This is a genomic window from Paenibacillus sp. R14(2021) (assembly GCF_019431355.1).
GTDB lineage: Bacteria > Bacillota > Bacilli > Paenibacillales > Paenibacillaceae > Paenibacillus_Z.
This window is the reverse complement of sequence record NZ_CP080269.1, coordinates 364,433-391,383: the sequence shown is the minus strand read 5'-3', so window position 1 is coordinate 391,383 and position 26,951 is coordinate 364,433. Positions and strand designations below refer to the sequence as shown.

General features: G+C 52.6%; 27 protein-coding genes. 1 reads left to right on the top strand and 26 read right to left on the bottom strand.

Annotated features, from left to right (window positions below; genetic code table 11):
* Positions 1 to 22 precede the first annotated feature (22 nt).
* Positions 23 to 1,183 carry an ADP-forming succinate--CoA ligase subunit beta gene (gene sucC / locus KXU80_RS02070; RefSeq protein WP_219836647.1) on the bottom strand — a complete coding sequence of 387 codons (1,161 nt, stop codon included), beginning with the start codon at positions 1,181 to 1,183 and terminating at the stop codon, positions 23 to 25.
* Between the two features lie 849 nt (positions 1,184 to 2,032).
* Here sucC and KXU80_RS02065 point away from each other — a divergent pair.
* On the top strand, positions 2,033 to 3,586 hold the full coding sequence (locus tag KXU80_RS02065; RefSeq protein WP_219836646.1) for a YifB family Mg chelatase-like AAA ATPase: 1,554 nt from the start codon (positions 2,033 to 2,035) through the stop codon (positions 3,584 to 3,586).
* A gap of 79 nt (positions 3,587 to 3,665) precedes the next feature.
* Here the strand turns inward: KXU80_RS02065 and KXU80_RS02060 are convergent, their stop codons facing one another.
* The 25 genes from KXU80_RS02060 to KXU80_RS01940 all read right to left on the bottom strand — a co-directional run bounded on the left by KXU80_RS02060 (position 3,666) and on the right by KXU80_RS01940 (position 26,873).
* A complete protein-coding gene (locus KXU80_RS02060; protein ID WP_258171205.1) occupies positions 3,666 to 4,067 on the bottom strand; it encodes a YraN family protein in 402 nt (133 codons plus the stop codon).
* Positions 4,064 to 4,384 carry an EscU/YscU/HrcU family type III secretion system export apparatus switch protein gene (locus KXU80_RS02055; protein WP_219836645.1) on the bottom strand — a complete coding sequence of 107 codons (321 nt, stop codon included), beginning with the start codon at positions 4,382 to 4,384 and terminating at the stop codon, positions 4,064 to 4,066. The genes KXU80_RS02060 and KXU80_RS02055 overlap by 4 nt, the downstream gene beginning before the upstream one ends.
* Positions 4,381 to 6,582 (bottom strand): flagellar hook-length control protein FliK, encoded by a 2,202-nt coding sequence (locus tag KXU80_RS02050; RefSeq protein ID WP_219836644.1) that lies wholly within the window; start codon positions 6,580 to 6,582, stop codon positions 4,381 to 4,383. Before KXU80_RS02050 ends, KXU80_RS02055 begins: the two co-directional genes overlap by 4 nt.
* A 262-nt stretch (positions 6,583 to 6,844) precedes the next feature.
* A complete protein-coding gene (locus KXU80_RS02045; RefSeq protein WP_219836643.1) occupies positions 6,845 to 7,456 on the bottom strand; it encodes a ribonuclease HII in 612 nt (203 codons plus the stop codon).
* A 139-nt stretch (positions 7,457 to 7,595) separates the two neighbouring features.
* Entirely contained in the window at positions 7,596 to 8,468 is an 873-nt protein-coding gene (gene ylqF, locus KXU80_RS02040) for a ribosome biogenesis GTPase YlqF (RefSeq protein WP_219836642.1), read from the bottom strand.
* Between the two features lie 13 nt (positions 8,469 to 8,481).
* Positions 8,482 to 9,177 carry a signal peptidase I gene (lepB, locus tag KXU80_RS02035; RefSeq protein WP_219836641.1) on the bottom strand — a complete coding sequence of 232 codons (696 nt, stop codon included), beginning with the start codon at positions 9,175 to 9,177 and terminating at the stop codon, positions 8,482 to 8,484.
* A gap of 84 nt (positions 9,178 to 9,261) precedes the next feature.
* Positions 9,262 to 9,603, bottom strand: a complete 342-nt coding sequence (rplS, locus tag KXU80_RS02030) for a 50S ribosomal protein L19 (RefSeq protein ID WP_219836640.1) — start codon at positions 9,601 to 9,603, stop codon at positions 9,262 to 9,264.
* A 180-nt stretch (positions 9,604 to 9,783) separates the two neighbouring features.
* Positions 9,784 to 10,527: a tRNA (guanosine(37)-N1)-methyltransferase TrmD gene (trmD, locus tag KXU80_RS02025; RefSeq protein ID WP_219836639.1), complete on the bottom strand. Its 744-nt coding sequence runs from the start codon at positions 10,525 to 10,527 to the stop codon at positions 9,784 to 9,786.
* 3 nt (positions 10,528 to 10,530) lie between these two features.
* Complete coding sequence (gene rimM, locus KXU80_RS02020) at positions 10,531 to 11,052, bottom strand: ribosome maturation factor RimM (protein WP_219836638.1); 522 nt, start codon at positions 11,050 to 11,052, stop codon at positions 10,531 to 10,533.
* Between the two features lie 82 nt (positions 11,053 to 11,134).
* Positions 11,135 to 11,365 (bottom strand): KH domain-containing protein, encoded by a 231-nt coding sequence (locus KXU80_RS02015; RefSeq protein ID WP_219836637.1) that lies wholly within the window; start codon positions 11,363 to 11,365, stop codon positions 11,135 to 11,137.
* Positions 11,366 to 11,391: 26 nt separating this feature from the next.
* Positions 11,392 to 11,664: a 30S ribosomal protein S16 gene (gene rpsP / locus KXU80_RS02010; RefSeq protein ID WP_208847134.1), complete on the bottom strand. Its 273-nt coding sequence runs from the start codon at positions 11,662 to 11,664 to the stop codon at positions 11,392 to 11,394.
* A gap of 40 nt (positions 11,665 to 11,704) precedes the next feature.
* On the bottom strand, positions 11,705 to 13,078 hold the full coding sequence (ffh, locus tag KXU80_RS02005) for a signal recognition particle protein (RefSeq protein ID WP_219836636.1): 1,374 nt from the start codon (positions 13,076 to 13,078) through the stop codon (positions 11,705 to 11,707).
* Between the two features lie 104 nt (positions 13,079 to 13,182).
* Entirely contained in the window at positions 13,183 to 13,557 is a 375-nt protein-coding gene (locus tag KXU80_RS02000; RefSeq protein ID WP_219836635.1) for a putative DNA-binding protein, read from the bottom strand.
* Between the two features lie 114 nt (positions 13,558 to 13,671).
* Entirely contained in the window at positions 13,672 to 14,673 is a 1,002-nt protein-coding gene (ftsY, locus tag KXU80_RS01995; protein WP_219836634.1) for a signal recognition particle-docking protein FtsY, read from the bottom strand.
* 103 nt (positions 14,674 to 14,776) lie between these two features.
* The gene (smc, locus tag KXU80_RS01990; RefSeq protein ID WP_219836633.1) at positions 14,777 to 18,352 is read right to left on the bottom strand and encodes a chromosome segregation protein SMC; all 3,576 of its coding nucleotides are present in this window, start codon (positions 18,350 to 18,352) and stop codon (positions 14,777 to 14,779) included.
* 206 nt (positions 18,353 to 18,558) lie between these two features.
* Entirely contained in the window at positions 18,559 to 19,251 is a 693-nt protein-coding gene (gene rnc, locus KXU80_RS01985; RefSeq protein WP_219836632.1) for a ribonuclease III, read from the bottom strand.
* A complete protein-coding gene (gene fabF, locus KXU80_RS01980) occupies positions 19,241 to 20,482 on the bottom strand; it encodes a beta-ketoacyl-ACP synthase II (RefSeq protein ID WP_219836631.1) in 1,242 nt (413 codons plus the stop codon). The genes rnc and fabF overlap by 11 nt, the downstream gene beginning before the upstream one ends.
* A gap of 145 nt (positions 20,483 to 20,627) precedes the next feature.
* Complete coding sequence (gene acpP / locus KXU80_RS01975) at positions 20,628 to 20,864, bottom strand: acyl carrier protein (RefSeq protein WP_090574087.1); 237 nt, start codon at positions 20,862 to 20,864, stop codon at positions 20,628 to 20,630.
* Between the two features lie 94 nt (positions 20,865 to 20,958).
* Positions 20,959 to 21,723, bottom strand: coding sequence for a 3-oxoacyl-[acyl-carrier-protein] reductase (gene fabG, locus KXU80_RS01970; protein WP_219836630.1), 765 nt, complete (start codon positions 21,721 to 21,723; stop codon positions 20,959 to 20,961).
* A gap of 567 nt (positions 21,724 to 22,290) precedes the next feature.
* Positions 22,291 to 23,217, bottom strand: coding sequence for an ACP S-malonyltransferase (gene fabD / locus KXU80_RS01965; protein ID WP_219836629.1), 927 nt, complete (start codon positions 23,215 to 23,217; stop codon positions 22,291 to 22,293).
* A gap of 70 nt (positions 23,218 to 23,287) precedes the next feature.
* Positions 23,288 to 24,274 carry a beta-ketoacyl-ACP synthase III gene (locus KXU80_RS01960; RefSeq protein ID WP_219836628.1) on the bottom strand — a complete coding sequence of 329 codons (987 nt, stop codon included), beginning with the start codon at positions 24,272 to 24,274 and terminating at the stop codon, positions 23,288 to 23,290.
* 8 nt (positions 24,275 to 24,282) lie between these two features.
* The gene (gene plsX / locus KXU80_RS01955) at positions 24,283 to 25,272 is read right to left on the bottom strand and encodes a phosphate acyltransferase PlsX (protein ID WP_219838822.1); all 990 of its coding nucleotides are present in this window, start codon (positions 25,270 to 25,272) and stop codon (positions 24,283 to 24,285) included.
* A complete protein-coding gene (fapR, locus tag KXU80_RS01950; RefSeq protein ID WP_219838823.1) occupies positions 25,256 to 25,861 on the bottom strand; it encodes a transcription factor FapR in 606 nt (201 codons plus the stop codon). The genes plsX and fapR overlap by 17 nt, the downstream gene beginning before the upstream one ends.
* A gap of 270 nt (positions 25,862 to 26,131) precedes the next feature.
* Positions 26,132 to 26,305 (bottom strand): 50S ribosomal protein L32, encoded by a 174-nt coding sequence (gene rpmF, locus KXU80_RS01945; protein WP_219836627.1) that lies wholly within the window; start codon positions 26,303 to 26,305, stop codon positions 26,132 to 26,134.
* 64 nt (positions 26,306 to 26,369) lie between these two features.
* Positions 26,370 to 26,873: a YceD family protein gene (locus tag KXU80_RS01940; protein ID WP_219836626.1), complete on the bottom strand. Its 504-nt coding sequence runs from the start codon at positions 26,871 to 26,873 to the stop codon at positions 26,370 to 26,372.
* Positions 26,874 to 26,951 lie beyond the last annotated feature (78 nt).

Genomic DNA, 26,951 nt, shown 5'->3' with positions numbered 1-26,951 from the left:
CTACATAGCGACAATAGTTGTCTTACTTCACAAGCGCGACGATTTTTTGCGCACCGTCGGCCATGGAGTCAGCAGCAACGATGTTTAGTCCGGATTCGTTCAACATTTTCTTGCCGAGTTCAACGTTTGTTCCTTCCAGACGAACGACGAGCGGACGGTCAAGACCAAGCTCCTTCGCTGCGGAAATAACGCCGTCTGCGATAATATCGCATTTCATGATACCGCCGAAGATGTTAACGAAAATGCCCTTAACCTTCTCATCGGAGAGAATGATTTTGAACGCTTCGGTAACTTTCTCCTTCGTCGCACCGCCCCCTACGTCCAGGAAGTTCGCAGGGTCGCCGCCGTAATATTTAATGATGTCCATCGTCGCCATCGCAAGACCGGCCCCGTTAACCATACAGCCGATGTTGCCGTCAAGGGCAATGTAGCTCAGATCAAATTTGGACGCTTGGATTTCTTTCTCGTCCTCTTCAGCCAAGTCGCGCAGCTCAAGGATATCCTTGTGGCGGTACAGCGCATTGGAATCAAAGTTCAATTTGGCATCAAGAGCCATAACGTTGCCGTCGCCTGTTACGACGAGCGGGTTGATCTCCGCGATGGAGCAGTCTTTATCAACAAATGCCGCATAGAGGGAAAGCATGAATTTGGATGCTTTTCCGACCAGCTCATTAGGAATGTTGATGGAGTACGCAAGCTTACGCGCTTGGAATACTTGCAGACCTACAGCAGGATCAATGATTTCTTTGAAAATTTTCTCAGGGGAGTGTTCAGCGACTTCTTCAATCTCTGTTCCGCCCTCTTCAGAAGCCATCATGACGATGCGGCCTGTTACACGGTCAACCACAAGCCCGATGTAGTACTCTTTCTTGATGTCGCAGCCTTGCTCGATGAGCAGGCGTTTAACTTCTTTGCCTTCTGGACCTGTTTGGTGGGTGACAAGCACTTTACCGAGAATTTGGCTGGCGTATTCACGAACCTCGTCCAAATTTTTGGCAACCTTGACACCGCCGGCTTTACCGCGTCCACCAGCGTGAATTTGTGCTTTAACAACGACAACAGGAGTAGCCAGCGCTTTCGCAGCTTCTACCGCTTCATCTACAGTGAATGCCACTTTACCTTCCGGTACGGCAACCCCATATTGTTTTAGCAATTGTTTACCTTGATACTCATGGATATTCATTTACGAAAATCCTCCTATCCGCAGTTAACTCCTACGTAAGTAGCCAAAACCATAAGTATTGTAACACAATTCGTCATGGCTTTTCTTATTTTTTTAGTAATGTAAGCCATCTTTTTTGCTATCAGTTTCATCTCATATCGATATGAAAGCGGGTTACATCGAACCAACATGGAGATGTATTGATGCTTAACCTAGTATTACCAAAGATTAAGAAAATATTGACTACGAACAAATGTTCTGATACAAATGAATTATACCTTCCGATTCATGAGACGTCTACAAAAAGATGGAACTTATTCTATGACCTTGCTGGACCACTATAAGCCTTCTTCTCGTTTGCAAAAATGCCGCTTTGAGTGTGTCGAATGATGCTGCTGCTTAGAAAATGCGTCCTAATTAAGCTTCTTGCACCTCATTGAAGAGCTGTCCCACAATGCCTTGATTAAAGCAATGAAGCTATACTTCCCATCTATTTATTATTGTTCCATATGGTAATTACCCCCAAATTGTATTCGATTGCTAACCGCTTCAATGATGGAATACAGGATCGGTTCGACAATCCCTACGGATATATCGAACTACTGCTGTTAGAAGGACAGTACGTTCATACATTTGCCACAATGTCGACCACATCGATGCCGCCAGCTTTCGTCACTTCAGTGATTTACTCCCATATACTTGCTCGGCTTCGTTAGCGACCTGAGAGCCATCGAACAATTATCAGTACTTTCGATGATGGGCCGTTGACAGCCCTTTCCATTCTGAACTATGATGAGGCCATATACGAGAATTGAAGACGGAACTGTAAGGAAGCACCTTCAGCCGAATACGGCGGAGGTGTGTTTTGTTATGTATACGCATATTAGCAGCGGCAGCGTTTATGGCGTCGAAGGTCGAATTATAGCCGTTGAAGTGGACATTTCCAGCGGCTTGCCGCAGGTCAATGTAGTTGGCTTGCCTGACCCCGCAGTCAGGGAATCCATCGAGCGGGTTCGCGCAGCCGTCAAGAACTGCGGCTTCGCTTTCCCTATGGAGCGAATTACCGTCAACTTAGCTCCAGCCGACTTGAGAAAAGAAGGCACCGCCTTCGATTTGGCCATTGCCGTCGGAATCTTGAGCGCAAGCAACCAGCTCCGCAGCGAGCTGTTTCAACAGGTACTGGTGTTGGGGGAGCTATCGCTTAATGGCGAGCTTCGAGCTATACCCGGCGTACTTGCAATGGTAGAACAAGCGAAGCTGCGCGGCATTGTAAGCGTCCTTCTGCCTCGCGAGAATGCCGCAGAAGCAGCATGCATCGAAGGAATGGCACTGTTCGCCGCATCGCACCTAAAGGAACTTGGTGATCCGGCTAACAGCACACAAAACTGGGATTCTCTGCGATATAACCCCGCCGTCTTTTCTCCACATGCTACAGATAGTGAGCCCGCTTCAAATCTTCATCGTCTGGATTACGGTGACGTACTTGGACAGCACCACGCGAAACGCGCGCTCATGATCGCCGCTGTTGGACGGCATAACGTCCTGCTATCCGGTCCGCCCGGGACGGGCAAAACCATGCTCGCAAAAAGACTACCGGGCATCATGCCGCCGCTTGACGACGAGGAAGCACTCCAGGTTACGAAGATCTACAGCGCTGCGGGCAAGCTGCCCGGCGGAGTCCCATCATTGATGAGGGAAAGGCCGTTTCGCAGCCCCCATCATACGATTTCTGCCGCTGGGCTGGTAGGAGGAGGGTCCATTCCGCGGCCTGGCGAAGTGACGCTTGCCCATCGGGGCGTCTTATTTCTGGATGAATTTCCGGAGTTCTCCCGAACAGCGCTCGAAGTGCTCAGGCAGCCAATGGAGGATCGAGAGGTGACGATTGCAAGGTCGCGTGCGGTGTTCCGTTTCCCTGCACATTTTCTGCTGGCAGCTTCCATGAATCCATGCCCGTGCGGGTTCTATGGCCATGAGTCCGAGGATCAGCGATGCGCATGCAGCGAGATGCAGATATCCCGCTATCGCGCTAAAATCTCAGGACCGCTCCTCGATCGCATCGACATGCATATCGAGGTTCCTCGCCCGCTCACGACCGACGGTCTGAAGAGCAGCTTGAGCTCCGCGCAAATGCGGGAAATCGTCTTGGGCGCAGTCGAACGGAGAGACGCCCGCCGACAAGGAAGTCGCCCCTTAATCGATCTTGCCGGCGCTTCACTTCGCAAGGCGGTCTCGCTCTCAAAGGAAGCTGAGCAGATGCTTCGCTTAGCCTTCGATTCCTTAGGCATCAGCCTGCGCGCGCACGACCGCATTTTGAAGCTGGCACGCACAATCGCTGACATCGAAGATGCCGGGCAAGTCGATGGGCAGCATATCGCTGAGGCAATCGGATACCGAAGCTTGGACCGCAAGCTCCAGTCGTTATAGATCACAACATCAGGATTAATCAGATAGCAAAAAAGCGGTTAGTCTCGCAGTCGTAGACTGTAAGACTAACCGCTTTCGATTAAAATGCAGCTTGAATGTGCTTCAGCTCCGTAATGGTATAGCTTTGCTGCTCACTCGGGAACACCGAAGCCGTAATTGCGATAACATCGAACCGCATTTGCATGCCATGCAGTTTGTTCATAGATAAAAACACTTCCGTCGTCGAGCGTACTTGCAGCTGTTTTCTAACGTCGACCGATTCTAATGCTGTGCCGAATTTACTGTTTGCTCTTCGCGTCCGTACTTCAACGATAACCAGCGTTTTCTCCTGCTTGGCTATGATATCCAGCTCCCCGGAACGACAGCGCCAATTCCGTCCAAGAATCGAATATCCCTGTTCAATCAAGTATTGCTCGGCTGCGTGCTCGCCAAATCTGCCGATGGATTGTCTGGCGTTACCCAAACGACTCGGTTTATTCACTGGCTCTGGCCTCCTGCACGCTGGTCGGATCGATACACGAACGACAGGATTTCAGCCACCAGCGTATATAATTCGGGTGGAATCTCCTGATCCAAGTCGAGCTTTGACAGCACCTCGACCAGCGAGGAATCCTGCTGGATCGGAACGCCGTTCTCCGCCGCTTTCTCCAAGATAGCGTCGGCAAGCTTTCCTTTACCTTTGGCAACTACGATCGGAGCGCTCCCAACGCCGGGCTCGTACTTCAGTGCCACAGCTTTCTTGGATGGCTGATAGGATTCTTCCTTCTCCGGAATCCCCTTCTTCTTCAATGAACTCATACTCGGAAGTCCACTCCTTTATACGGCTTGCTCGACCATTCCTGCGCCTTGACTGCAGTTGTTTCGGATCCGTTTATCCGTTCTGCCAGACGTTCCGGCATCGCTGTAGATCGTAGCGTAAGCAGTTGATAGCCCGCACTCGCAAGAGCCTCTGTCAGTTCACTCCTTGAGGACTCTACAAGCCCCGCGGCAGCAGGATGATCATTCCAGAGGTTCAAATTCACGATTTTATTGACAACCTGTACATCAACCACTGTATCTCCTAACGTTCGCATTCGCAGATCGAACAACAACCGGCAATTATCCGCATCTAATTCGCCCTTGCTGCCGCGTCTCGTTTGAATATGAACGGATGCGGTCTGGCTGCCGTCCGGTCCTTTCATGGGAATAAACATCGTCACATGTGAGAATAGCGAGCTGGTCTTCTCCGGCGAGAGAAGAAGCTGCTGTCCGGTAATATGGGACACGAGCTGCTGGGCCGTATCACGAAGAGAAGGAGGAACATCGCTGCCTGCGGCGATCGTCAGCAGTGCACTCTTCAATGATTCCGCTGTCGGATGCTTGGTTCCCTCGTCGCCTGCCGCGCCGCCCTGAAACACTGCTATCAACTGATTTGCTTGCAGCTGGACGCGATCACCGACTGCTTGTCCGGCAGTCCGTTCTTGACCAGACAGCACAACCGGCTGTTCTTTGACCATTGCAGCGTTCGTTTTATTGCCTTCAACCGCTGCAGATTTTGTATCGGCTGCGGCTGCTTGGCTATCTTGCTGCTTATTTTGAAGGGCTGCCGTCTCTTGTTTATCGTAGACGCTTGCTGAAGCAGCCGCCAACAGACGCTCATGATCGACGCCCAGCCATTTCATCATCTGGCTGACCCAATTGTTTGCAGTCGCCGGTTGGGCAGAAGCTTGCAATGCTGCTGCTTTCGCCGATAATGCAGCTGATTCAGCACTCGGTATGGGTTGCGGCTGACTCTGGACTGAGTTATTGCTCGGTGGTGACGCCAAGGTGTTTCCAAGTGCAGCTGTACTCTTGGCTGCTATTAGCTTATTGGCGATGATCGTTTGTAGTTCAGCTTCTTTCGTTAATGAGGACTCGAGCTTGCTCTGCATTCCGAGTAAGGCACTTGGCGCTGCCTTTCCATCTAGAAGAAGCGAGGTTGTTGAAGTAGATGACAACAAATTACCCCCGCCCATCAAATCCTTGGATGGGGAGGAGGCTTTGCCAACCGTCTGTTGCAAGGACTTGACTCGCTCACTATCGTTAACAGTTTGCTGAGCCAAACTGCCCGTGTTCGCTTCTTTTGCTGCTGCCATTGTCTGCGCCGATGGACCGCTAGCCTTTTGATCTACAACAGCAGCTGCCGGCATGCCGGCAGCCTGCGGCTTCGCGCCGGCTGCGCCGCCTTCGCCCTGTGCGGCAGAGCCCGCCGCAGCTCCCGGCTGCGCCGCTGCATCGCCTCCGGCCGGCTTCGCACCGCCCGGCTGCGCTTCGCGCATCAGCGCTGCGCCTGCAGCCAGCAGCGCCTGCAGCTTCGCTGCGGCCGCTTGCGCCGCGCTCGGCGGCTGCGCGGACCCGCCCGCCGCATCACCGCCGGCGGACGTGCCGCTCCAAGCGGCAAGCCCCCGCTCCAGCGCCTCCAGCAGGGCATGCGCCTGCGCGCCGGAGAGAACCTGCTGCAGCGCGCCGATCGTCGCGCCCGTCATCGGCAGGCCGCGCTTCACGGCAAGCGCAGCCGCCCCCATCCATGACTGCACATCGCCGCCTTTGGGCATGACGGCGAGCGCCTGCTTCAATTGACTCGCAAGCTCTCGAGTCAATGGAACGCCATCTCCGCGTAGATCGCGGACCAGATCCCCCGCCCACTTCGTATCGGGCAGTCCCATCGCTTTCACCCATTCTTTCACGCTGGCCTCCGGCATTGCCGCAGTCTGCGGATCAACCTGCTTTAATACCAGCGCGCCGTCCTGCGATTGCGGCTGTACCTGCAGTAGAGTCGCCTGACCAGGCTGCAATGGGGTTTCCAGCTTAGCTTGTACCGGCGTTCCGTTTATTTGAATGATCGCTTCTCCATCACCCGTTGCCTTAAGCATGACGCCGCGCACGGTTTGACCCACTTTAAGCTCCAGCGCTTTACTGTCTCCCGCCTGCGCATCGCCCAGCAGCCCTTTGACGAGTTGTCCGATCGACATCGACATTTACGTTCACTTCCTTCCTCCATAACACAAGCACACTTATAGTTTATTATCGGCTGAATCCCCCTGCCCATGAACCCCGGTCCAGAAACAGCTTCACCCAAGAGTGAGATTGACTACGCGATCTCCCCAACAACAGTAATCATGCAGCCAAACAAAAAGCCGCTGGCTCAGAATATCCCAAACCAACGGCATCCAACGCTTGCAATCTACGATCGCTATATTCTAAAAAGCATTCACAAATCCTGCACGCGCATTCAAAGTGCTAGAACAACACTTGCTGCTCGGCAAACAGCTTGCCCAAGAAGCTTCTTCGATGCATCGGACTTGGACCGAAGGCCAGCAGCTTCTCCCGGTGGTGCTTCGTTGCATAGCCTTTATGTATTGCGATGCCATACGCAGGATAGAGCTTATCCCATTCATCGCTGCAGAGCCGGTCGCGCGTCACTTTGGCAAGAATGGAGGCTGCCGCAATAGACTGGCTCCGAGCATCCCCTTTAATGATGGCTTGCTGGGGCAATTCAATATCTACTTTCTCCGCGTCCACGAGCAAATAATCGGCTTGCATGCCCAGCGTCTCTACCGCTTGCTTCATAGCCAGTCTCGCAGCCTGTTTAATGTTGATTTCGTCCACCGTAGCAGCATCGACGCTCGCAACAGACCAAGCCTCCGCATGCTCGATGATTTCCCAGTACAGCGCTTCGCGTTTCTTCTCCGTCAGCTTCTTGGAATCGTCGATGCCTTCCAGCACCAACCCTTCAGGCATAATAACAGCTGCCGCCACGACATCGCCAAACAAGCAGCCCCGGCCTACCTCATCAATGCCGGCAATAAAGCGGTACCCCTGCTCCCACAGCGGTTTCTCAAACTCCAACACCGCGATTCCCCCGTTTCCCCTCACATCTTTACCGCGATTAGCAAATTAACAAGAATCGCGATCCATTCGATCGACACAAACCGTCCGGCGCGCAATAGAAAAGGCCGCCTCAACGAACCCGGCAGCCCTTATCTCACCTTCAAACCAAAAATTCCGGCGATTCCAGAGAAATACGTCCCAAGTTGCCCGCACGAAGTTCTCTAAGAATGATGCCTGAAGCTTTCTCCAAATCCACGCGGCCGCCGCTGATCAAGCAACCTCTTTTCCGTCCGATGTCTTCCATGACGCGAACGATCTCGAGGTTGTTTTCCAGATCACTCGGCGGTTCCGTTAAACCGAAGCGTTCCGCCAAAGCATCCCAGTAGTACTGCGCCAATTCCTTCACGGCAAAATACGCAACATCCTCGATGTTGAGCACCTGCTCGCGAATAGCTCCCGTCATCGCCAACTTGAAGCCAACGAGCTGATCCTCGAATTTGGGCCATAAAATACCAGGCGTATCCAGCAGCTCCATCTCTGTGCCGACTTTAATCCACTGCTGGCCCTTCGTTACGCCCGGACGGTCTCCAGTCGCCGCTATATTGCGTCCGGCGAGCCGGTTGATCAACGTGGATTTGCCGACATTCGGAATCCCCACGATCAGACCGCGCACCGGGCGGGGAGTCATTCCTTTTGCCACCTGTCGGGAGATTTTCTCATGCAGCAGCGCTCGAACCTTAATCGGAATTTCATTTACCCGCGTTCCCGTCGACGCATCAATGGACAGGCTTGCATAACCCTGTTCGGCGAAATTAGCCATCCATTTGTCCGTCGTTCGCGCATCCGCCAAATCCGCTTTATTCAGCAGAATAAGCCGTGGCTTGCCATGCAGAATCTCTTCTACCATCGGGTTCCGGCTCGAAAGCGGTACGCGGGCATCAAGCAGCTCGATTGCAATATCGATCAATTTAAGCTTCTCTTGAATTTCCCTTCTCGCTCTTGTCATATGACCGGGAAACCACTGAATCGTCATGCTATTATTCACCTCATCCGTGTTTCACGAAGGCCATCTTGCTCATTGGCCAGAAAATAATATCCGCGCGTCCTACAATTTCTTTATCCGAGACAAATCCGATCATCCGGCTGTCTTTGCTGTTTCTCCGATTGTCGCCGAACGCCAGTACCGTTCCTTCCGGCACAACGTCCGTATCAAAATTAGCATTGGGGAAATTGCGGTCTTCGCCCTCGTTGTTGAAGATTTCGCCGTTCGCTCTAGCCGCTTCAATCGAAGCTTTCAAGTAAGGCTCATCCACAAGCTTGCCGTTGATGTACAAGTTATCGCCTTCATACTTAACCTTGTCGCCCGGAACGCCGATGACGCGTTTAATGAAATCTCTGCCTTCGTCAGGTACGTGGAACACAATGACTTCTCCGCGGTGCGGCTGGCGAATATCATAGATCACTTTATTGACAATCAATCGCTCGCCCGTATAGAAATTGGGTTCCATCGAGGGTCCGTCTACGATAAACGGAGCAAACAGGAAATAGCGGATGACCAATACGAGCAGCGCAGCAATCGCGAGCGCTTTAACCCATTCTATAATTTCTTTCTGTGCTTTTCCACTAGGCGGACGTTGATTCGTGCTTTCAGGGGTGTCATTTCCGTCGCGGGCGGTATGTTCGGCTTGAGATGCTTCATCCTGCTCTGGCTTATGCTCGTCGTTGCGGTGCTGTTGATCCATGATTCCACCCTCTTCTATACTGGAATTTTCTTATGTAAAAAACGAAAAGGGACTTGTTTGCGCAAGTCCCCCTCTTGTCGTTCATTAGCGAATTTCTTTAATTCTCGCAGCTTTACCGCGAAGTTCGCGAAGATAGTACAGTTTCGCACGACGGACTTTACCGCGGCGCGCAACTTCGATCTTCTCGATTTTCGGGGAGTTCAGCGGGAATGTTCTTTCCACGCCAACGCCGTACGAGATTTTACGTACTGTAAAAGTAGAACTAATTCCGCCGCCGCGACGTTTGATAACAACGCCTTCGAACAACTGAATACGTTCGCGAGTTCCCTCGATAACTTTTACGTGCACCTTAAGCGTGTCTCCTGGACGGAAGCTAGGAAGGTCAGTACGAAGATTTTCTTGAGCAATGATTTGTAACAGATTCATTGAGTTTCAACTCCTTCCACCATAGACGTTCTTATTAGCTACTGGAACTATCGTGCATTCCAGGTCTTCGCTATACAGCGGACCGTCCGAGTTAACAAAGCAACATCTGATATCTTAACATATTCCAGCCCAGAACACAATATGGAAGCCTGATTTCTTCCGGCCAAGCCGCCGAAAGCCCTATTCTTGCTTCTTGGATCGAACTTGCTCCGCAAGCCAGGCGCGTTCCTTCTTCGTCAAATCCGCGCTGTCCAGGAGATCTGGCCGACGCTCCAGCGTCCGTAAAATCGATTGCTGACGCCGCCAAACTTCCACGTTGGCATGATGACCGGACATAAGTACTTCAGGTACTTCCCAGCCGCGGAATACAGCGGGACGCGTATAATGAGGATGCTCCAGCAAACCGGTGCTGAATGAATCCGTGACTGCTGAGGTTTCATTGCCGAGCACGCCAGGGAGCAGGCGAACGATGCTATCGATCATCACCATAGCCGGCAGCTCTCCGCCGGTTAGAACATAGTCCCCGAGCGATATTTCATCTGTCACAAGGTGCTCGCGGATCCGTTCGTCATAGCCTTCGTAATGTCCGCATACGAATACAAGATGCTCTTCAGCCGACAAGGCCTCCGCCTTCTTCTGCGTATAGGGCTCTCCTTGCGGGCAGAGCAGAATAACGCGCGGCTTAACACCGCCATCCGGCACAAGATCCTCCACAGCCGCGAACAACGGCTCCGGCTTCAGCACCATTCCGCCGCCGCCGCCGTAAGGATAATCGTCCACTGTATTGTGTTTATTATTCGCATAATCGCGAAAGTTAACCGCATTCAAAGCGACAATTCCTTTGTCTCTGGCTTTGCCGAGAATGCTTGCGCCGAACACCCCATGAAACATTTCTGGAAAGAGCGTTAATACGTCAATACGCATGAGCTAGATCAGCCCTTCCATCAAATGAACCTTCACAATTTTGCTCGTAATGTTCACATCAAGAACAACTTCATCAATAACAGGAATGAGCACCTGCTTGCCTTTCGGCGGCTGAACCACCCAAACATCGTTTGCACCAGGCACGAGAATTTCCGTGATGACGCCAAGCTCGGCGCCCTCGTCCGTAACTACCGAACAACCGATGATTTGATGATGATAATATTCGCCTTCATCCAAATCAACGAGATCTTCTTTGGACACTTTCAACGCCCACCCTTTGTACTTCTCTACCTCATTGATGTTTTCGAAGCCTTTGAGCTTGAGGATAAACATGCCTTTATGTTCTCTTGCGCTTTGAATTTCAACCTCTAGCTGGTTCTTATTGTCGGCATCGAAGAGCGTAAGCACGGAATTTGGAGCAAATCGTTCCTCTGGAAAATCCGTTTGGGACACAACTTTCACTTCGCCTCGAATACCGTGCGTATTGACAACTTTACCGACGGATAACCATTGTTTTTGATCCATGACCTGTCTCCTGACTCTTTCGTATTAGCATCGAAAAAGGGCTAGGATATATCTATCCTAACCCTGTCTCGATGTACGATCGCTACGAAATAATATCGACCATGACACGCTTTTGCGATTTGACGGCAGCCGAAGTGACAACCGTCCGCAGCGCTTTGGCGATCCGACCCTGCTTGCCGATGACTTTCCCGACATCGTCAGGATTCACCGACAGCAGGTAAACGGTGCCGCGATCGTCTTCTTTCACGTCGACACGTACATCCTCCGGGTAATCCACTAAAGCCTTCGCAATGACAAGAATCAATTCTTTCATGACAATAGGCCCCCCGCACCGAGTAGTTATTTTTGAAGCTTAAGCTCGTGAAGCTTCGTCATTACGCCTGCTTTGGAAAGCAAGTTGCGTACAGTGTCGGAAGCTTGTGCGCCGTTTTGAAGCCATTTAAGAGCTTTTTCTTCGTCAATGCTTACTTGAGCCGGTTGAGCAACCGGGTTATAAGTACCGATTTCTTCAATAAAACGGCCGTCACGCGGGGAACGGGAATCGGAAACCACCACACGGTAGAAAGGCGCTTTATGCGCACCGATACGTTTCAAACGAATACGTACTGCCATGAGAATTCACCTCCTTCAATAAATATCATCTATCCGCTCGTTAGAACGGGAATTTCATCCCTTTCGGCAGCATGCCTTTGAGCCCTTTCAGACCGCCTTTGGGGCCTTTCGGACCCATCATGGATGAGAATTGCTTCATCATTTTTTTCATGTCGTCAAACTGCTTGATCAGCCGGTTCACTTCCGCAACGGAAGTCCCGCTTCCTGTCGCGATCCGTTTACGACGGCTATGGTTGAGGATTTCAGGCTTGCGCTTCTCTTCCTTCGTCATCGATTTGACGATTGCCTCGACGCGCCCGATTTGTTTCTCGTCGACCTTGAGGTTCTTCATGTCCTTCATTTTGCCCATGCCGGGCATCATGTCGAGGAGCTGATCGAGCGGTCCAAGCTTGCGTACCTGCTCCATCTGCTCCAGAAAGTCCTCGAACGTAAACTCAGCCGTACGCATCTTGCGTTCCATCTCGGCGGCCTTCTCGGCGTCAATGCTGGACTGCGCCTTCTCGATCAAGGACAGCATATCGCCCATGCCGAGAATACGTGAAGCCATCCGTTCCGGATGGAAAGGCTCAAGCGGCTCGATCTTCTCGCCGGTAGCGGCGAACTTGATCGGACAGCCTGTAACTGCTTTGACGGACAGTGCGGCACCGCCGCGCGTATCTCCGTCAAGCTTCGTGAGCACGACGCCCGTCAGCTCGAGCTGACTGTGGAAGCTCTGTGCGACGTTTACTGCCTCTTGACCCGTCATGGCATCGACAACGAGCAGCACTTCGTCCGGCTTCGTTACTTCATGAATTTGACGAAGCTCCATCATGAGCGCTTCATCGATATGCAGGCGGCCCGCGGTATCGATAATGACATAGTCATGACCATTGTCTTTGGCAAGCTGCAAGCCTTGGCGCGCGATTTCAACCGGCGAGGTTTGATCGCCGAGCGTAAAGACCGGAACGCCGATCTGCTCACCCAGAACCTGCAGCTGTTTGATCGCAGCTGGACGATAAATATCGCCTGCGATAAGCAGCGGCTTGTGCTTGTCTTTGAGCAGCGATTTCGCCAGCTTCGCGGACGAGGTCGTTTTACCTGCCCCTTGCAAACCAGCCATCAGAATAACGGTCGGCGGCTTGTTCGCTTTAGCGAGCTTCGAATGTGTTCCACCCATCAGCTCGGTTAATTCTTTGTTAACGATATCGACGACGACCATGCCCGGCGTAAAGCTCTTCGTTAGTTCAAGGCCGACAGCGCGTTCCTTCACTTTCGCGATGAAATCCTTGACGACCTTGAAGTTAACGTCTGCTTCCAGAAGCGCCAGCCGAACTTCGCGCATGGCTTCGTTAACATCATCCTCCGACACTTTACCCTTGCCGCGCAATTTGCCGAATACGTTCTGCAGCCTGCTGGACAATCCTTCAAATGCCATGATCGTCACCTCCTTAAAGTTTTGTGAGCGAAGCACGAGCCGATTATTCGGCGAGTTAAAACAAAACTACTTCGTAAGCATGGGTATTGTTTTGGCAGTCACTGCTATGTAGCGATCTTGGCATCGTCGCGCAAACCCTGCGCGATGTCCCGCAGTTCCGAGCGAAGATCATCCTGCTGCATGACCCGCTCCGCCAATGCATCCAGCTTGCTAAGCCACTGCTCCGCTAATTGATGCTTCGCGAGCAGGTTAAGCTTGCTTTCGTAACTCTCAAGCACGGCTTCCGCACGTTTCACATGCTCATAAACGGCCTGTCTGCTAATATCAAACTCGGCTGCAATTTCGCCGAGCGAATAATCATCATGAAAATAATATTTTAGAAACGTCTGCTGCTTCTCTGTGAGCAGCGGCTCGTAGAAATCAAACAGCATATTAATCCGGTTTGTTTTCGCCAGGGCGTCATTTTCAGGGACTGTCATATCAGCCGCTCCTTTGCGTCAAGGCAATTGCCTTTACACCGATTCCACGACGATTATCATAACAAAGCCGTCTATATGCTGTCAAGTATATTTACTTGTCACCGTTTCATCGGCTTATTCGGATGCTTCAGTCTCATCCTCGGCTTGCTGCAGCAAGCCGCCGAATAACGCATGCACGAACTGCTCGGAATCGAATTCCTGCAGATCATCCATCTTCTCGCCTAAGCCGACAAGCTTCACCGGCAGATTCAGTTCGTTTCGGATGGCAATGACGATCCCGCCCTTGGCAGTACCGTCAAGCTTCGTCAAGACAAGACCCGTCACGCCGCTTTTCTCGCCGAACAGCTTCGCTTGGCTGAGCGCGTTCTGCCCCGTAGTAGCATCAAGTACCAAAAGCACTTCATGCGGCGCGCTCGGCACTTCACGCTGTATGACCCGGAAAATCTTATTCAGTTCTTCCATGAGATTATGCTTGTTTTGCAGTCGCCCTGCCGTATCGCAGAGCAGCACGTCAACGCCTCTCTGCTTCGCCGCATGGACGGCGTCATACATAACCGCCGCCGGGTCTGCACCAGATTCCTGCTTGATAACATCGACGCCAACGCGCTTCCCCCAAACCTCCAGCTGCTCGATCGCTCCCGCGCGGAACGTATCGCCCGCCGCCAGCAGCACGCTCTTGCCTTCGTTCTTAAACTTATGAGCAAGCTTACCGATCGTCGTCGTTTTGCCTACTCCGTTGACGCCGACGAACAGAATAACGGTCATACCTTGGTCCGCCATGCGAAGCTCTTCTTTCGAGCTTCCCTTAAGCAGTCCGACTAGCTTCTCGGATAGAATTGGCTGCAGCTCCGCAGCATTCTCGATTTTGCGTATCTTCACTTCCGCGCGCAAATCATCGATTAACTGCATGACCGTATTGACGCCAACGTCCGCACCGATCAAAATTTCTTCTAGTTCCTCGTAGAACGCTTCGTCAATTTTTTTGCGGCGGGTAATCAGTTCCTCGATTCGACCGACGAACGCAGTCCTCGTCTTTGTCAAGCCTTCCTTGAAAATCGAGGTAACCGCTTCGGTTTTCTGGGCAATACTTTCTTTCAATCGTTTAAAGAAACTCATCTATGGACCTCCATCCCTTACTTGCAAAAGCCGGGCTTCGCTGCTTTCTACGCTTAGCTCCGGCTTCTTGTATACGTCTTTTATGCGATATTGGATGCAGTTATTATGCAGATACCGCTTCCTCATCCTCCAAACGAACGGAAACGAGCTTGGAAACCCCGCCTTCTTCCATCGTGACCCCGTAGAGCACGTCAGCTTCTTCCATCGTGCCTTTCCGGTGGGTAACGACGATAAACTGGGTCAGCTCCGAGAATTCGCGCAAATACTGCGCAAACCGGGCGACATTCGCTTCATCAAGCGCCGCCTCAACCTCATCGAGCACGCAGAATGGAACCGGCTTAACCTGCAAAATAGCAAACAGCAGCGCGATTGCGGTCAGCGCACGCTCGCCGCCGGAGAGAAGCTGAAGATTTTGAAGCTTCTTGCCCGGGGGCTGAGCCACAATATCAATACCGCTGTCCAGTACGCGATCCGGCTCCACCATAATTAGATCCGCGCGTCCACCGCCAAAAAGCTTGGCAAAGACTACGACGAAATGGCCGCGGATCGCTTCGAACGTTGTTTTGAACCGCTTGCTCATCTCTTCATCCATCTCGCGGATGACTTGATAGAGCGTTGTCTTCGCTTCGATAAGATCGTTCTTCTGATCATTCAGGAACGTATACCGTTCTTTGACGCGCTCATATTCATCAATCGCGCCAAGGTTAACTTCGCCAAGTCCGCTAATTCGGCGCTTCAGGTCACGTACTTCATTCTGGAGCGCAAGCACGTCCTCCGGAACAGGGTAGCGTTCCTTCGCCAGTTCATAGCTGAGCTCGTACTCTTCGCTCAGCTTGCGAAGCAGATTATCAAGCTCAACGTCGAGCCGGTTGACCGCGATCTCGATTTGACGAAGCTGATCTTCAACGCTGCGCAGCTGCGTACGCTGCTCCCTGGTCTCGCTCTCGCCCTGCTCCAGCTCGCGAATTAGATCCGCGCGTTCCGAACGCTTCAAATCCGTCTGTTCGGAGCAGCTTTCTTTCTTCAGCCGCAAGCCATTGAGCAGCTCCGTCTGCTTAACGCTCTCGTCGGCATGCTGACGCATCTCTTCTTCCTGCCGCTGCAGCATATCGCGAACACCGGACAACTCATGCTTCGCGCGTCCAATGTCTGAGCGGACCCTTGCAGCCTGGTCTTCAAATGACATTTTCTCCTGGTCGGTCTTGGCAAGCGCAATCTTCAGATCCGTCAATTGATCCTGCAACTGCTCCTTCGCGGACTCTCCGGCTTTCCGGCGCTCCTCCGCAATGCGGATCGCTTCCTGAAGCTTTGCTTCCTCCTGCGTCAAGATATCCAAACGTTCTTCCGCATCCTTCGCAGACTTGCTGATCTGCTGCTGTTCCGACTTATGACCCGCGCTGTCGGCTAGGAAGAGCTGCGACTGCTCATCCAGATGACGCTTCTCGTTATCGAGCTGCTGCAGCTCGGCACGCAGATGCTGCTCGTCAATACGCTGCTTCTCCCCTTGCGCGCGAAGATCGTCTACATTCTGATTGCGGATGGACTGTTCCTTGCGCAGGTCGCTGATCTTATCGCGAAGCTTCGTAATTTGACTATCCGTCGATTTAATTTCCTCTTCCAGCTGTTCGATCTGCCGCTGACGACCCAGCAGATTCGCGCCTTTCTTCTGCAAGCTTCCTCCGGTCATGGAGCCGCCAGCATTCACGACATCGCCTTCTAGCGTGACGACCCGAAAACGATACTGGATCTTGGCAGCAATCCGGTTCGCCTGCTCCAGCGTCTCCGAAATCAACACATTGCCAAGCAAGCTCTCCACGATATGACCGTACTTCGCCTCGCACGACACCAATTCCGCAGCAACGCCGACGAAGCCATCCATGCCGGCAATCGTTCTGCGATCATGGTCCGGAATATGACGACCGCGAATGACATCCAGCGGCAGGAACGTTGCCCGTCCCAGCTGACGCTGCTTAAGGAAGGCAATTGCCGCCCGCGCGCTCCGCTCATCGCTCATAACGACATGCTGCAAAGCGCCTCCGAGCGCGGTTTCAATTGCCAGTTCGACTTTCTCCGGCACACGCACGAGTTCGGCGACCGCGCCGTGCACGCCCTCAACCCCGCCTGTCGTACGCCTAGAAGCCTTCAGAATTTCCCGTACGCCTTGCATGAAGCCGTCTAGGTCATCCTGCATTTCCTTCATTGTATCTCGGCGAGAGGTGAGCGCCTCCAGCTTCTGCTCCCATTTACGCACGGCAAGCTGCGCTTCTTCCAGCAGCTTCTGCCCGTTTTGCAGTTGTTCGGCTTCACTGATATAACGATTGCGCATATGGTTGATGTCGGCCAGCGTCGTCTCCAGCTTCTGCTGCAGCTCCGTCCGTCTCGCAGTGAGCCGCTCGTGCTGCTCCTGCCATTTGGCATGCTCGTCCCCAAGCCGCTCCATCCGGCGCTGCAAAGCTTCTTCCTGCTGCAATGCGTAGCGAATTTCGTTTCGAAGCTGCGCCATCGTGCTCAGCACGTCAAGGAGCTCGCCTTTCAGCGACTCTTCCGCATCGCCCGAAGCCGATGCATTCGTGCCAAGAAGCTGGGCTTCCTCTTCGGACAGTTTCTTTCTTAGCGACGCAAGCTCGCTGTCAAGAAGCGCCGCTTTGCTTCTGAACTCCGCCTCTTCCTTCGTCAATGCGCCAATGCGCTCATTCTGAGCAGCTAAGGTCGCTTGGAGCTGTGAACGGTTTTGCTCCAGGTTGCGCTTTCGTTCCTTGAGAACCTCGCCATAGCCTTCGCATTTCTCGTATTCCTCGCTAAACTGCAGCATGGATTCATGTAATCGGTCCAAAACTTCCTCCAGCTCGCGAAGCTTCTGACGATCCTTCTCGAGTATTGCGTCATGTTTACTGACTACGGTCGAAAGCGTTAATTGCTCTTCCTGCAGCTTCGACATACGCGTGTTGGACGCCGTCCAATTGGTGTGCACGTTTTCAATATTATGTACATAAAGAGAAATCTCCGCGGATTTCAATTGATCCCTGAACTGCTTGAACTGCCTTGCCTTCTCCGATTGCACGCGAAGCGGCTCAACCTGGTCTTCCAGCTCCGTAACCAAGTCATGAATACGCAGTAGATTGGATTCCGTATCCTCGAGCTTCTTCTGTGCTTCGCGTTTGCGGGATTTGTACTTCACGATCCCCGAAGCCTCTTCGAAAATCCCCCGCCGATCCTCGGAGCGCGTGCTCAAAATCTCTTCAATGCGGCCTTGTCCGATAATGGAATACGCTTCCTTGCCGATCCCCGTATCCATGAACAATTCCGTTATATCCTTCAGACGGCAAGACTGCTTGTTGATCAAATACTCGCTGTCGCCGCTGCGGTGAACACGTCTCGTGACCGTCACTTCGTTATAGTCAAGCGGCAGCGCACCATCGCTGTTGTCCAGCGTCAGGGATACCTCGCCAAAGTTGACCGCTTTGCGCGCGTCGCTTCCCGCGAAGATGATATCCTCCATTTTGCCGCCCCGAAGACTCTTGGCGCTTTGTTCGCCAAGTACCCATCGGATGCTGTCGCTGATATTGCTTTTGCCGCTGCCATTCGGGCCCACGACCGCCGTAATGCCGCGAACGAATTCCAGTTCCGTCTTGTCGGCAAACGATTTAAATCCGGCTAACTCAATCCTTTTCAGGAACATCGCTTACCTTCACCTCAACGCTTATTGTACCATAACTGTTCAAAAAGTTCAGGTCGAAATCCGTCGAAAAAAGTCACTGCACGGCTGATCCAGCGGCTTTACCATGTCCATATCCGACCTTTTTTCCATACGGAAGCATCGCGCAAAGAAATGAAAAAATCCCGGTTACCAGTGGTGACCAGAATTTTATGGTTCATGATTATCCTTTATTTCATTAGTTTGCGCCATGCTTCAGCGGCCGCTTGCTGTTCGGCCTCTTTCTTCGTTCGTCCGCTTCCTGTTCCGTAGGCGATGTCGCCGATAAAAACGGTGACTACGAACTCCCGGTCGTGCGCCGGTCCGCGTTCTTCAGCGATCCGATACTCGATCGGGCCCATGCCGGCCTGCTGTGCTTTCTCTTGCAGCGTCGACTTGAAGTCCTTCCCAAGCATAACCCCGTCGTTGTCGATATGAGGAAACATATGCAACGCAAGAAACTCCCGGACTGCATCCAAACCTTGGTCTAAATAGATCGCTCCCACGAAAGCCTCGAACAAATCGGCAAGCAATGCGGGACGCTGTCTTCCGCCAAGTTGCTCCTCGCCGCGTCCAAGCAGGATATGCGAGCCAAGATCCAGCATTTCCGCAAACCTTGCTAATGACGGCTCGCATACGATCGATGCGCGCATACGGGTCAACTGTCCTTCAGGACGTTCCGGGAACGTACCGTAGAGATACTCGGAAACCGTTAATTGCAAAATCGCGTCGCCGAGAAACTCAAGACGTTCATTATGCTCCGTTGCACTCTGCCGATGCTCATTAACGTAGGAAGTGTGAGTGAATGCCTGCTTCAACAGCTTCGTCGTACGAAAACGGAGCTGCAGACGAAGCTGCAGCTCATCAAACTTATCATGCTTCATACTTTTTCATCACGATCGTCGCGTTATGGCCGCCGAAACCAAACGAATTGGAGAGCGCATAGTTCACATCTGCTTTACGCGGCGTGTTCGGCACATAATCTAAATCACATTCCGGATCCTGGTTATCCAAATTAATCGTTGGCGGAATAATACCGTTCACGAGCGTCAAACCTAAGATAACCGCTTCAACGCCGCCAGCAGCGCCGAGCAGGTGGCCTGTCATCGATTTCGTCGAGCTTACCGCCACCTTGTAGGCGTGCTCGCCAAACGTTTTCTTAATCGCAGTCGTCTCCGATCTGTCACCAACCGGCGTCGACGTTCCATGTGCGTTGATATAGTCGATCTGAGACGGCTCAATCCCGCCGTCGCGAAGCGCCTTCACCATGCAGCGGGCTGCGCCGTCCGGGTCGGGTTCCGTCATGTGATGGGCATCGCCGCTCATGCCGTAGCCGACGACTTCCGCATAAATGCGGGCGCCGCGCTTCTGCGCATGCTCAAGCGATTCCAGCACCACTACGCCGGAGCCTTCTCCCATAATAAATCCGTCGCGCTCGACGTCGAACGGACGCGATGCTTTGCTTGGCTCATCATTGCGCGTAGACATTGCCCGCATGGAGCAGAAGCCTGCCAAGCCCGTCGGTCTAATTGTCGCTTCCGCGCCGCCGCAAATCATCATGTCGGCATCGCCGCGTTGAATGAGCTTGTACGAATCGCCGATGGAGTGTGTGCCGGTTGCACAGGCTGTAACAGCAGTGCTGTTCGGTCCCTTCGCTCCTGTTGTCATCGATACTTGTCCGGATGCCATATTCGCAATCATCATTGGAATGAAGAACGGACTTACGCGTTTCGGACCTTTCTCCAGCAAAATGTTATGCTGGTCTTCCCACGTGCCCAGGCCGCCGATACCGGAACCGATCATAACGCCGACGCGTTCTGCGTCTACATCTTCACCGATGTTAATGCCGGCATCCTTCACGGCCAATTGACTCGCTACGACCGCGAACTGCACGAAGCGATCCATGCGGCGAGCTTCTTTCTTATCAATATTATAATCTTCCGGATTGAAATTTTTAATTTCAGCCGCAATGCGAGTCGGATATTCGGAAACATCAAACGCTTCGATTAAAGAGACGCCTGACTTTCCTTCCATCAAATTACCCCAAAACGTATCCAGTTCGGAACCGAGCGAAGTCATAACCCCCATGCCCGTAACGACAACTCTCTGTTTCATCTCTATTCACCTCTGATGGGAAACTCAAACCCTGGAATCTATTTATGAAAACGCAAAAGCGCTTTATACCCGTACATTAATGAAGCAGCATGTCTCGAAATATGGAGAGAAGTCCCGCTTTAGCCACGGGACTTGTCATTGCTTATTACTTAGCCAGAGAAGATATGTAGTTCACTACTTCTCCCACACTCGTAATTTTCTCTGCATCTTCATCAGAGATTTCCATATCGAATTCATCTTCCAGTTCCATGACCAATTCAACGACATCAAGAGAGTCTGCTCCAAGATCTTCTTTAAACGAAGCCTCTAGCGACACTTCCGACTCGTCAACGCCAAGGCGGTCGACAACGATGCGCTTTACACGATCATATACATCGGACATCCGGTTCACCTCCTCCATGGTATTATACGAGAATTACGGACAAAATGCCATACATCAAACACGTGCTTCCGTCTGCCCGCCGCTTCTTGGAGCGCTACATGTACATACCGCCGTCGACATGAATCGTCTGGCCTGTCATATACACAGCTGCGCTGGATGCCAGGAAACGAACCGCCGAAGCGATATCCTGCGGATCGCCAAGGCGAGCCAGCGGAATATCTGCAGTCAGCTTCTCGCGCATCTCCTGCGGCAGCTTGTCCGTCATATCCGTCTGGATAAAGCCCGGCGCGACACAGTTCACTGTAATTCCGCGGGATGCCAGCTCGCGGGCGGATGCTTTCGTTAAACCGATGACGCCGGCTTTCGCCGCGACATAGTTAGCCTGCCCCGGATTGCCAAGCACGCCTACGACCGAGGAAATATTAATGATTCGCCCCGAACGCTGCTTCATCATTTGGCGAGTGACCGCTTTAATGCCATTGAATACGCCTTTAAGGTTTGTTTCAATGACTTGGTCAAACTCCTCTTCCTTCATACGCATGATTAGATTGTCACGGGTAATACCTGCATTATTCACCAAAATGTCGATGCTGCCAAACGTTTCGACGACTTGCTTCACCATGCCGTCGAATTCGTCGGACTTGCCAACGTTCGCTTGCAGTACCAACGAACGGCGCCCAAGCGCTTGAATGGCTTCCGCCGTCTCCGCTGCAGCTGCTTCGCTGCCGGAATAATTGATGGCTACGTCGGCACCGGCTTCTGCGAGCGCAATGGCGATGGAACGACCGATGCCGCGCGATGCTCCGGTTACGAGCGCGATTTTTCCTGATAGGTCTGCGAACAAGTGGATCGCCTCCATAAAGTTGTAATAACCCCCTAAATCCCCCTGGAAGGGGGACCCCAAGGGCCCCGGCCCTCTGGACACCCTGAATGGGATAACGTATGTGCTGCAGAGTAGCGCTCCCGTGTGGGCGTGTGCTTAGCCCCGCTTTCGTCCCTAACGGGACACGCTGTACGTTTGGCGCTCGCGATCTGCCTGCTGTCCCTTGCGGGACCATGGTAACGTGATCGCCGATGAGACGGAGATAAGCCGATGAGAGCTTGTGCTCACTTTCGTCCCTTTGGGACACGCTTTACCTGGGTGCATAGAGCCGGTCAGCCTGCGCCTTTGGCTGGCTTCTTGGGCCGATGGATGTTTGTTCATCGGCTTTTAAGTGCATGCTGCCTGCGGCAGAAGGTCAAAAGCCGGACAGCCTGCGCCTTTGGCTGGCTTCTTGGGCCGATGGATGTTGCTCATCGGCTTTTAAGTGCATGCTGCCTGCGGCAGAAGGTCAAAAGCCGGACAGCCTGCGCCTTTGGCTGGCTTCTTGGGCGATGATTGTTGGCTCATCGGTCTGCTGCCTGCGGCAGAAGGTCAAAGGATGGGCTAGAGTGCTACGGCTTTCAGTGCTTCAAGGCTGTTGACGGGAATGACCGTGACCGTCTTGTCGATTTTCTTGATTAGGCCGGCGAGTACGGTTCCTGAACCAATTTCGACGAAGGTGTCTACACCTTGATCGATCAGATAACGTACGCTGTCTTCCCATAGAACTGGGGAGTACACCTGTTCTGCCAACAGCTTGCGAATTTCGCCGCTGTTCGTAACCGGCTGTGCCGTTACGTTCGCGATGACCGGAACGGCCGCATCTGCGAATGTGACGGAAGCAAGCACGCTTTCGAGCCGCGCTGCGGCCGGTTTCATCAACGAGGAATGGAACGGTCCGCTGACTTCGAGCGGAATGACCCGCTTCGCGCCGGCTTCCTTGCCCCGTTCGACGACAGCTTGCACACCTGCAGCCGTTCCGGATACGACGATCTGGCCCGGGCAGTTGACGTTAGCCAGCTCTACCGCGCCAGCGTCGGCTGATGCCGAAATACACAGCGCCGCCAGCGCTTCGCGTTCTGCGCCGAGCACGGCTGCCATTGCGCCTTGGCCGCTTGGTACTGCTTGCTCCATAAACTCGCCTCTGGCCCGCACCGTGCGAATCGCATCCTCATAAGAGAGGGCTCCAGCCGCGACTAGTGCGCTGTATTCGCCCAAGGAATGGCCTGCAACGTAATCCGGCTTCAAGCCGTGTTCCTTGAGTGCCTCCAGCAGTGCGATACTAACCGCAAGCAGTGCAGGCTGCGTGTTAGCTGTCTGTTTCAGTTGCTCTTCAGGACCTTGAAAAATAATCTCGCTTAATTTGAAGCCCAGCGCTTCATCTGCAGCGTCAATGATTGCGCGGGATGCAGGGAATGCTTCGTAGACATCCTGGCCCATGCCGACGGCTTGCGCGCCTTGGCCGGGGAAAACAAATGCGATTTTGCCCATATGACTGCACCTCCGACTTGTTAAAAAATTATGCTTCACTGAGTAGCTCAAAAAAATTAAGAATGGATGATTACCATACGAGAACGGATGCGCCCCACGTTAAGCCCCCGCCGAACCCAACAAGCACCAAACAGTCGCCTTCGTTGACGCGGTTTTGCTCGACTGCCTCGGCAAGCGCGATCGGAATAGAGGCCGCCGAGACGTTGCCGTATTTATCCAAGTTGATCATGGCTTTCTCTTCCGGTAAATTCAAGCGGTTCAGCGCCGATTGAATAATGCGGACATTTGCCTGATGCGGGATCAGAAGATCGATTTCGCTCTTCTCCATTCCCGCCTTGCGAAGCGCCTCTTCTGCCGCGCTGCCCATGATACGGACGGCGAATTTGAATACCTCACTGCCGGCCATATAAATGAAATGCTGCTTGGATGCGATACTCTCCGTCGAGGAAGGCAAACGCGAACCGCCGCCGCTGAGGCAAAGCAATTCGCCGCCTGAGCCGTCGGCTCCAAGCTCGAAGGATTTGAAGCCGCGTCCTTCCGGCACTTTACCAAGTACGGCAGCACCTGCTCCGTCGCCGAAGAGAATACAAGTATTCCGGTCGGTATAATCCGTAATCCGGGACAGACATTCAGCCCCGACAACGAGTACATACTTATACATGCCGGTTGCAATCATATTCGACGCCGTGGCCAGCCCGTAAATGAAGCCGGAGCAGGCTGCTGAGAGATCGAATGCCGCCGCTTTCTTAGCGCCAAGCTTCTCTTGCACCAAGCATGCCGTGGAAGGGAAGAAGGTATCCGGCGTGATCGTCGCCACAATGATGAGATCCAGATCCTCGGCCGTAATTCCCGCAGCCGCGATCGCAATCTTCGAGGCTTCGAAAGCCAAATCCGACGTAGCCTGCTCGGCCGCCGCAATGCGGCGCTCCTTAATGCCGGTTCGAGTTACGATCCACTCGTCATTCGTTTCAACCATTTGTTCCAGCTCTTGATTCGTTAATATACGCTCGGGCACGTACTTGCCAGTGCCGATAATGCCTACGGGATGTAGCTTCATGGTCCCACTCACTTCCTGCTGATTTCCGCTGCAATTGAAGAAACTAAATTGCTCTCAATCGCTAATTTGGCTTGCCGCACCGAATTTTTGACGGCTTTGACATCCGAAGAGCCATGACATTTTACCACAAGACCATTAACGCCGAGAAGCGGTGCGCCGCCATGCTCCGTATAATCCATTTTCTTGCGAAGCAGACGTAATTTCGGCTGTACGACGGCCGCAGCCAGCTTAGACAGCAGAGAGCTCGTAAATACGTCGCGAATCGTCTTGAAAAGCGTTCCGGCCGTACCCTCCATTGCCTTTAGCATAATGTTGCCCGCGAATCCGTCGCACACGAGCACATCGCAATTGCGAACCAGCACATCGCGCGCCTCCACGTTCCCGATAAAATGAATCGGCGCCGATTCCAGCAGCTCATAAGCCGCTTTCGTCAGCTCATTGCCTTTCATCGCTTCCGTGCCGACATTAAGCAATCCGACGCGCGGCTTGCTCATGCCGTTCATTTTGGCTCTGTAGATGCTGCCCATAATGGCGTATTGAAGCAAGTGCTCCGGCTTTGCATCCATATTCGCGCCAAGATCAAGCGCCAGAACGCCTTTATCGTCCATCGTTGGGAGCATCGTGACGAGCGCCGGACGCTCAATGCCTTCAAGTCTTCCCACGACGAGCAGACCGGTCGTCATCAGCGCTCCCGTATTGCCTGCAGACAGCATGGCCTCTGCCTGCCCCTCACGAACCAGCTGCCCGGCCATCACCATCGAGGAATTCTTCTTCCGGCGAACCGCTTTTACCGGTTCGTCATCCGGGCCTATTACGTCGTCTGCATGAACGATTTCAATGTTCGACGGCACTTTAGCGCCTAGATGCAGCTTAATTTGTTCCGTATCTCCAACCAGAAGGATGTGAACCTCCGGCCATTCCAATGCCGCTTCCAATGCGCCTTTTACGATTAACGAAGGAGCATGGTCGCCCCCCATCGCATCAATTGCGATCCGCACCATCCATACCTCCTTCGATGACCGACTCGCCTGCGGAACGATAAATGACAAAATTGCCTTGAAACACCATTTCGTCGCCTACATAAGAGATAACCTCAACCTTGGCTTTGCTTCGTCCACCCGAGATGGATCTCACGTAAGCTTTGGCAATGCATTTCTCGCCAAACTGTACAGACCGGACAAATCGAATGTCCGCAGCAGCCGTCAGAGCGATTTCGTCGTTAATAACCGCGACCGCCAGTGAATTCGCTTGGGCGAAGACGTGATGGCCGCGGGCAATGCCCGTTCTAGAGAATACATGCTCTTGTCTGATTTCAAAAATAGAAATGCCGCTTTGGTCCAGCTGCAAATCAACAATATCTCCGATTACCTCGTGAAGCGGCAGGGAACGGACCGGATCATAGGAGCGTTCCGCCATTAATTTCATCCGCTCGCGCAGCTCGGGTATTCCTAGCTCCAACCGGTCAAGACGAACCGTTTGAATGCTGACTTTCAACTGACGCGTCAATTCCTGATCCGTAATAAACGGATTATCTTCAATAAGCGAGGATAACAGCTGGTGCCGTTCTCGTTTCGGAAGCCGTTCGATGATCCGCACCGCCTTTGCCCGTCGTTCTAAGTATTAGTCGCAGTACCGCGCTTATGCGGTAATCCGGTCGCTGCTATGCCTGCGCCGTGCGTTTATGAAGTCTGCTATTATAACCAGGTACTAACAGTATATAGAAGATCGCTGCTCCGCGCAATGTCGAGGACAGCCCCCGGGCAAAAAAATGGCACCTCATCCGTGGATGAGGTGCCATTCCAGCCATTAAAAGAATAGCACCTCATCCTCGATGAAGTGCTATCCGTGTCATTCAAACTATTGTTTGATGATCTCTCGTGATTTGTATGTTCCGCAAACTTTGCATACACGGTGAGCCAATTTCAACTCTCCGCATTGCTCACATTTCACCATACCCGGCACCGCCAGTTTGAAATGCGTGCGGCGTTTGTCACGACGAGTCTTGGATGTTCTACGTTGTGGTACTGCCATGTTTCCCACCTCCTTAACAGAATTGCATGAAGCGGCTCCCTAAGCAGTACGCTTCTAACGCTAGTTATTCCTTGAACAAATCTTTCAAAGCGGCAAGCCTCGGATCAATGCGATCTTTGGAGCATCCGCAATTTTGCTCGTTTAAGTTGCTGCCGCATGTGTGGCAAAGTCCCTTGCAGTCTTCGTCACAAAGCGGTACGAATGGCAGGGCCAGCATCAGCATTTCTTCCAAGAGCGGTTCAAAATCCAGCTTGTCCTCTTCGACCGGCGTGATCTCTTCCTCTTCAGAACCGTCCATCGCCGCAGCGGGCTTGAATCGTTCATGAAAGGGAATGACCACATGTTCGGTTGTCGGGTCCAGGCAGCGTGAGCAAGCCAGTACCACATCGATGGACAGTTCGCCCTCCACATGAGCTATTCCGTCTTCGCCCCAGGCTGTCATTCGAACGGTCATCGGACTTGCGCTGATGAAATCCTTGCGCACTTGCTGCAGCCAGTCTGAATTCAGACTTGACTCATAAGGAACTTTCAAACCTTTGGCTGCTAATTCTCGAACATGAATCTCCATACTATCACTCCAAACAAACAAAGTTTATTATATCTATTATTGAATCATTTTGTCAACAATTTCACGTCGTGATATAGT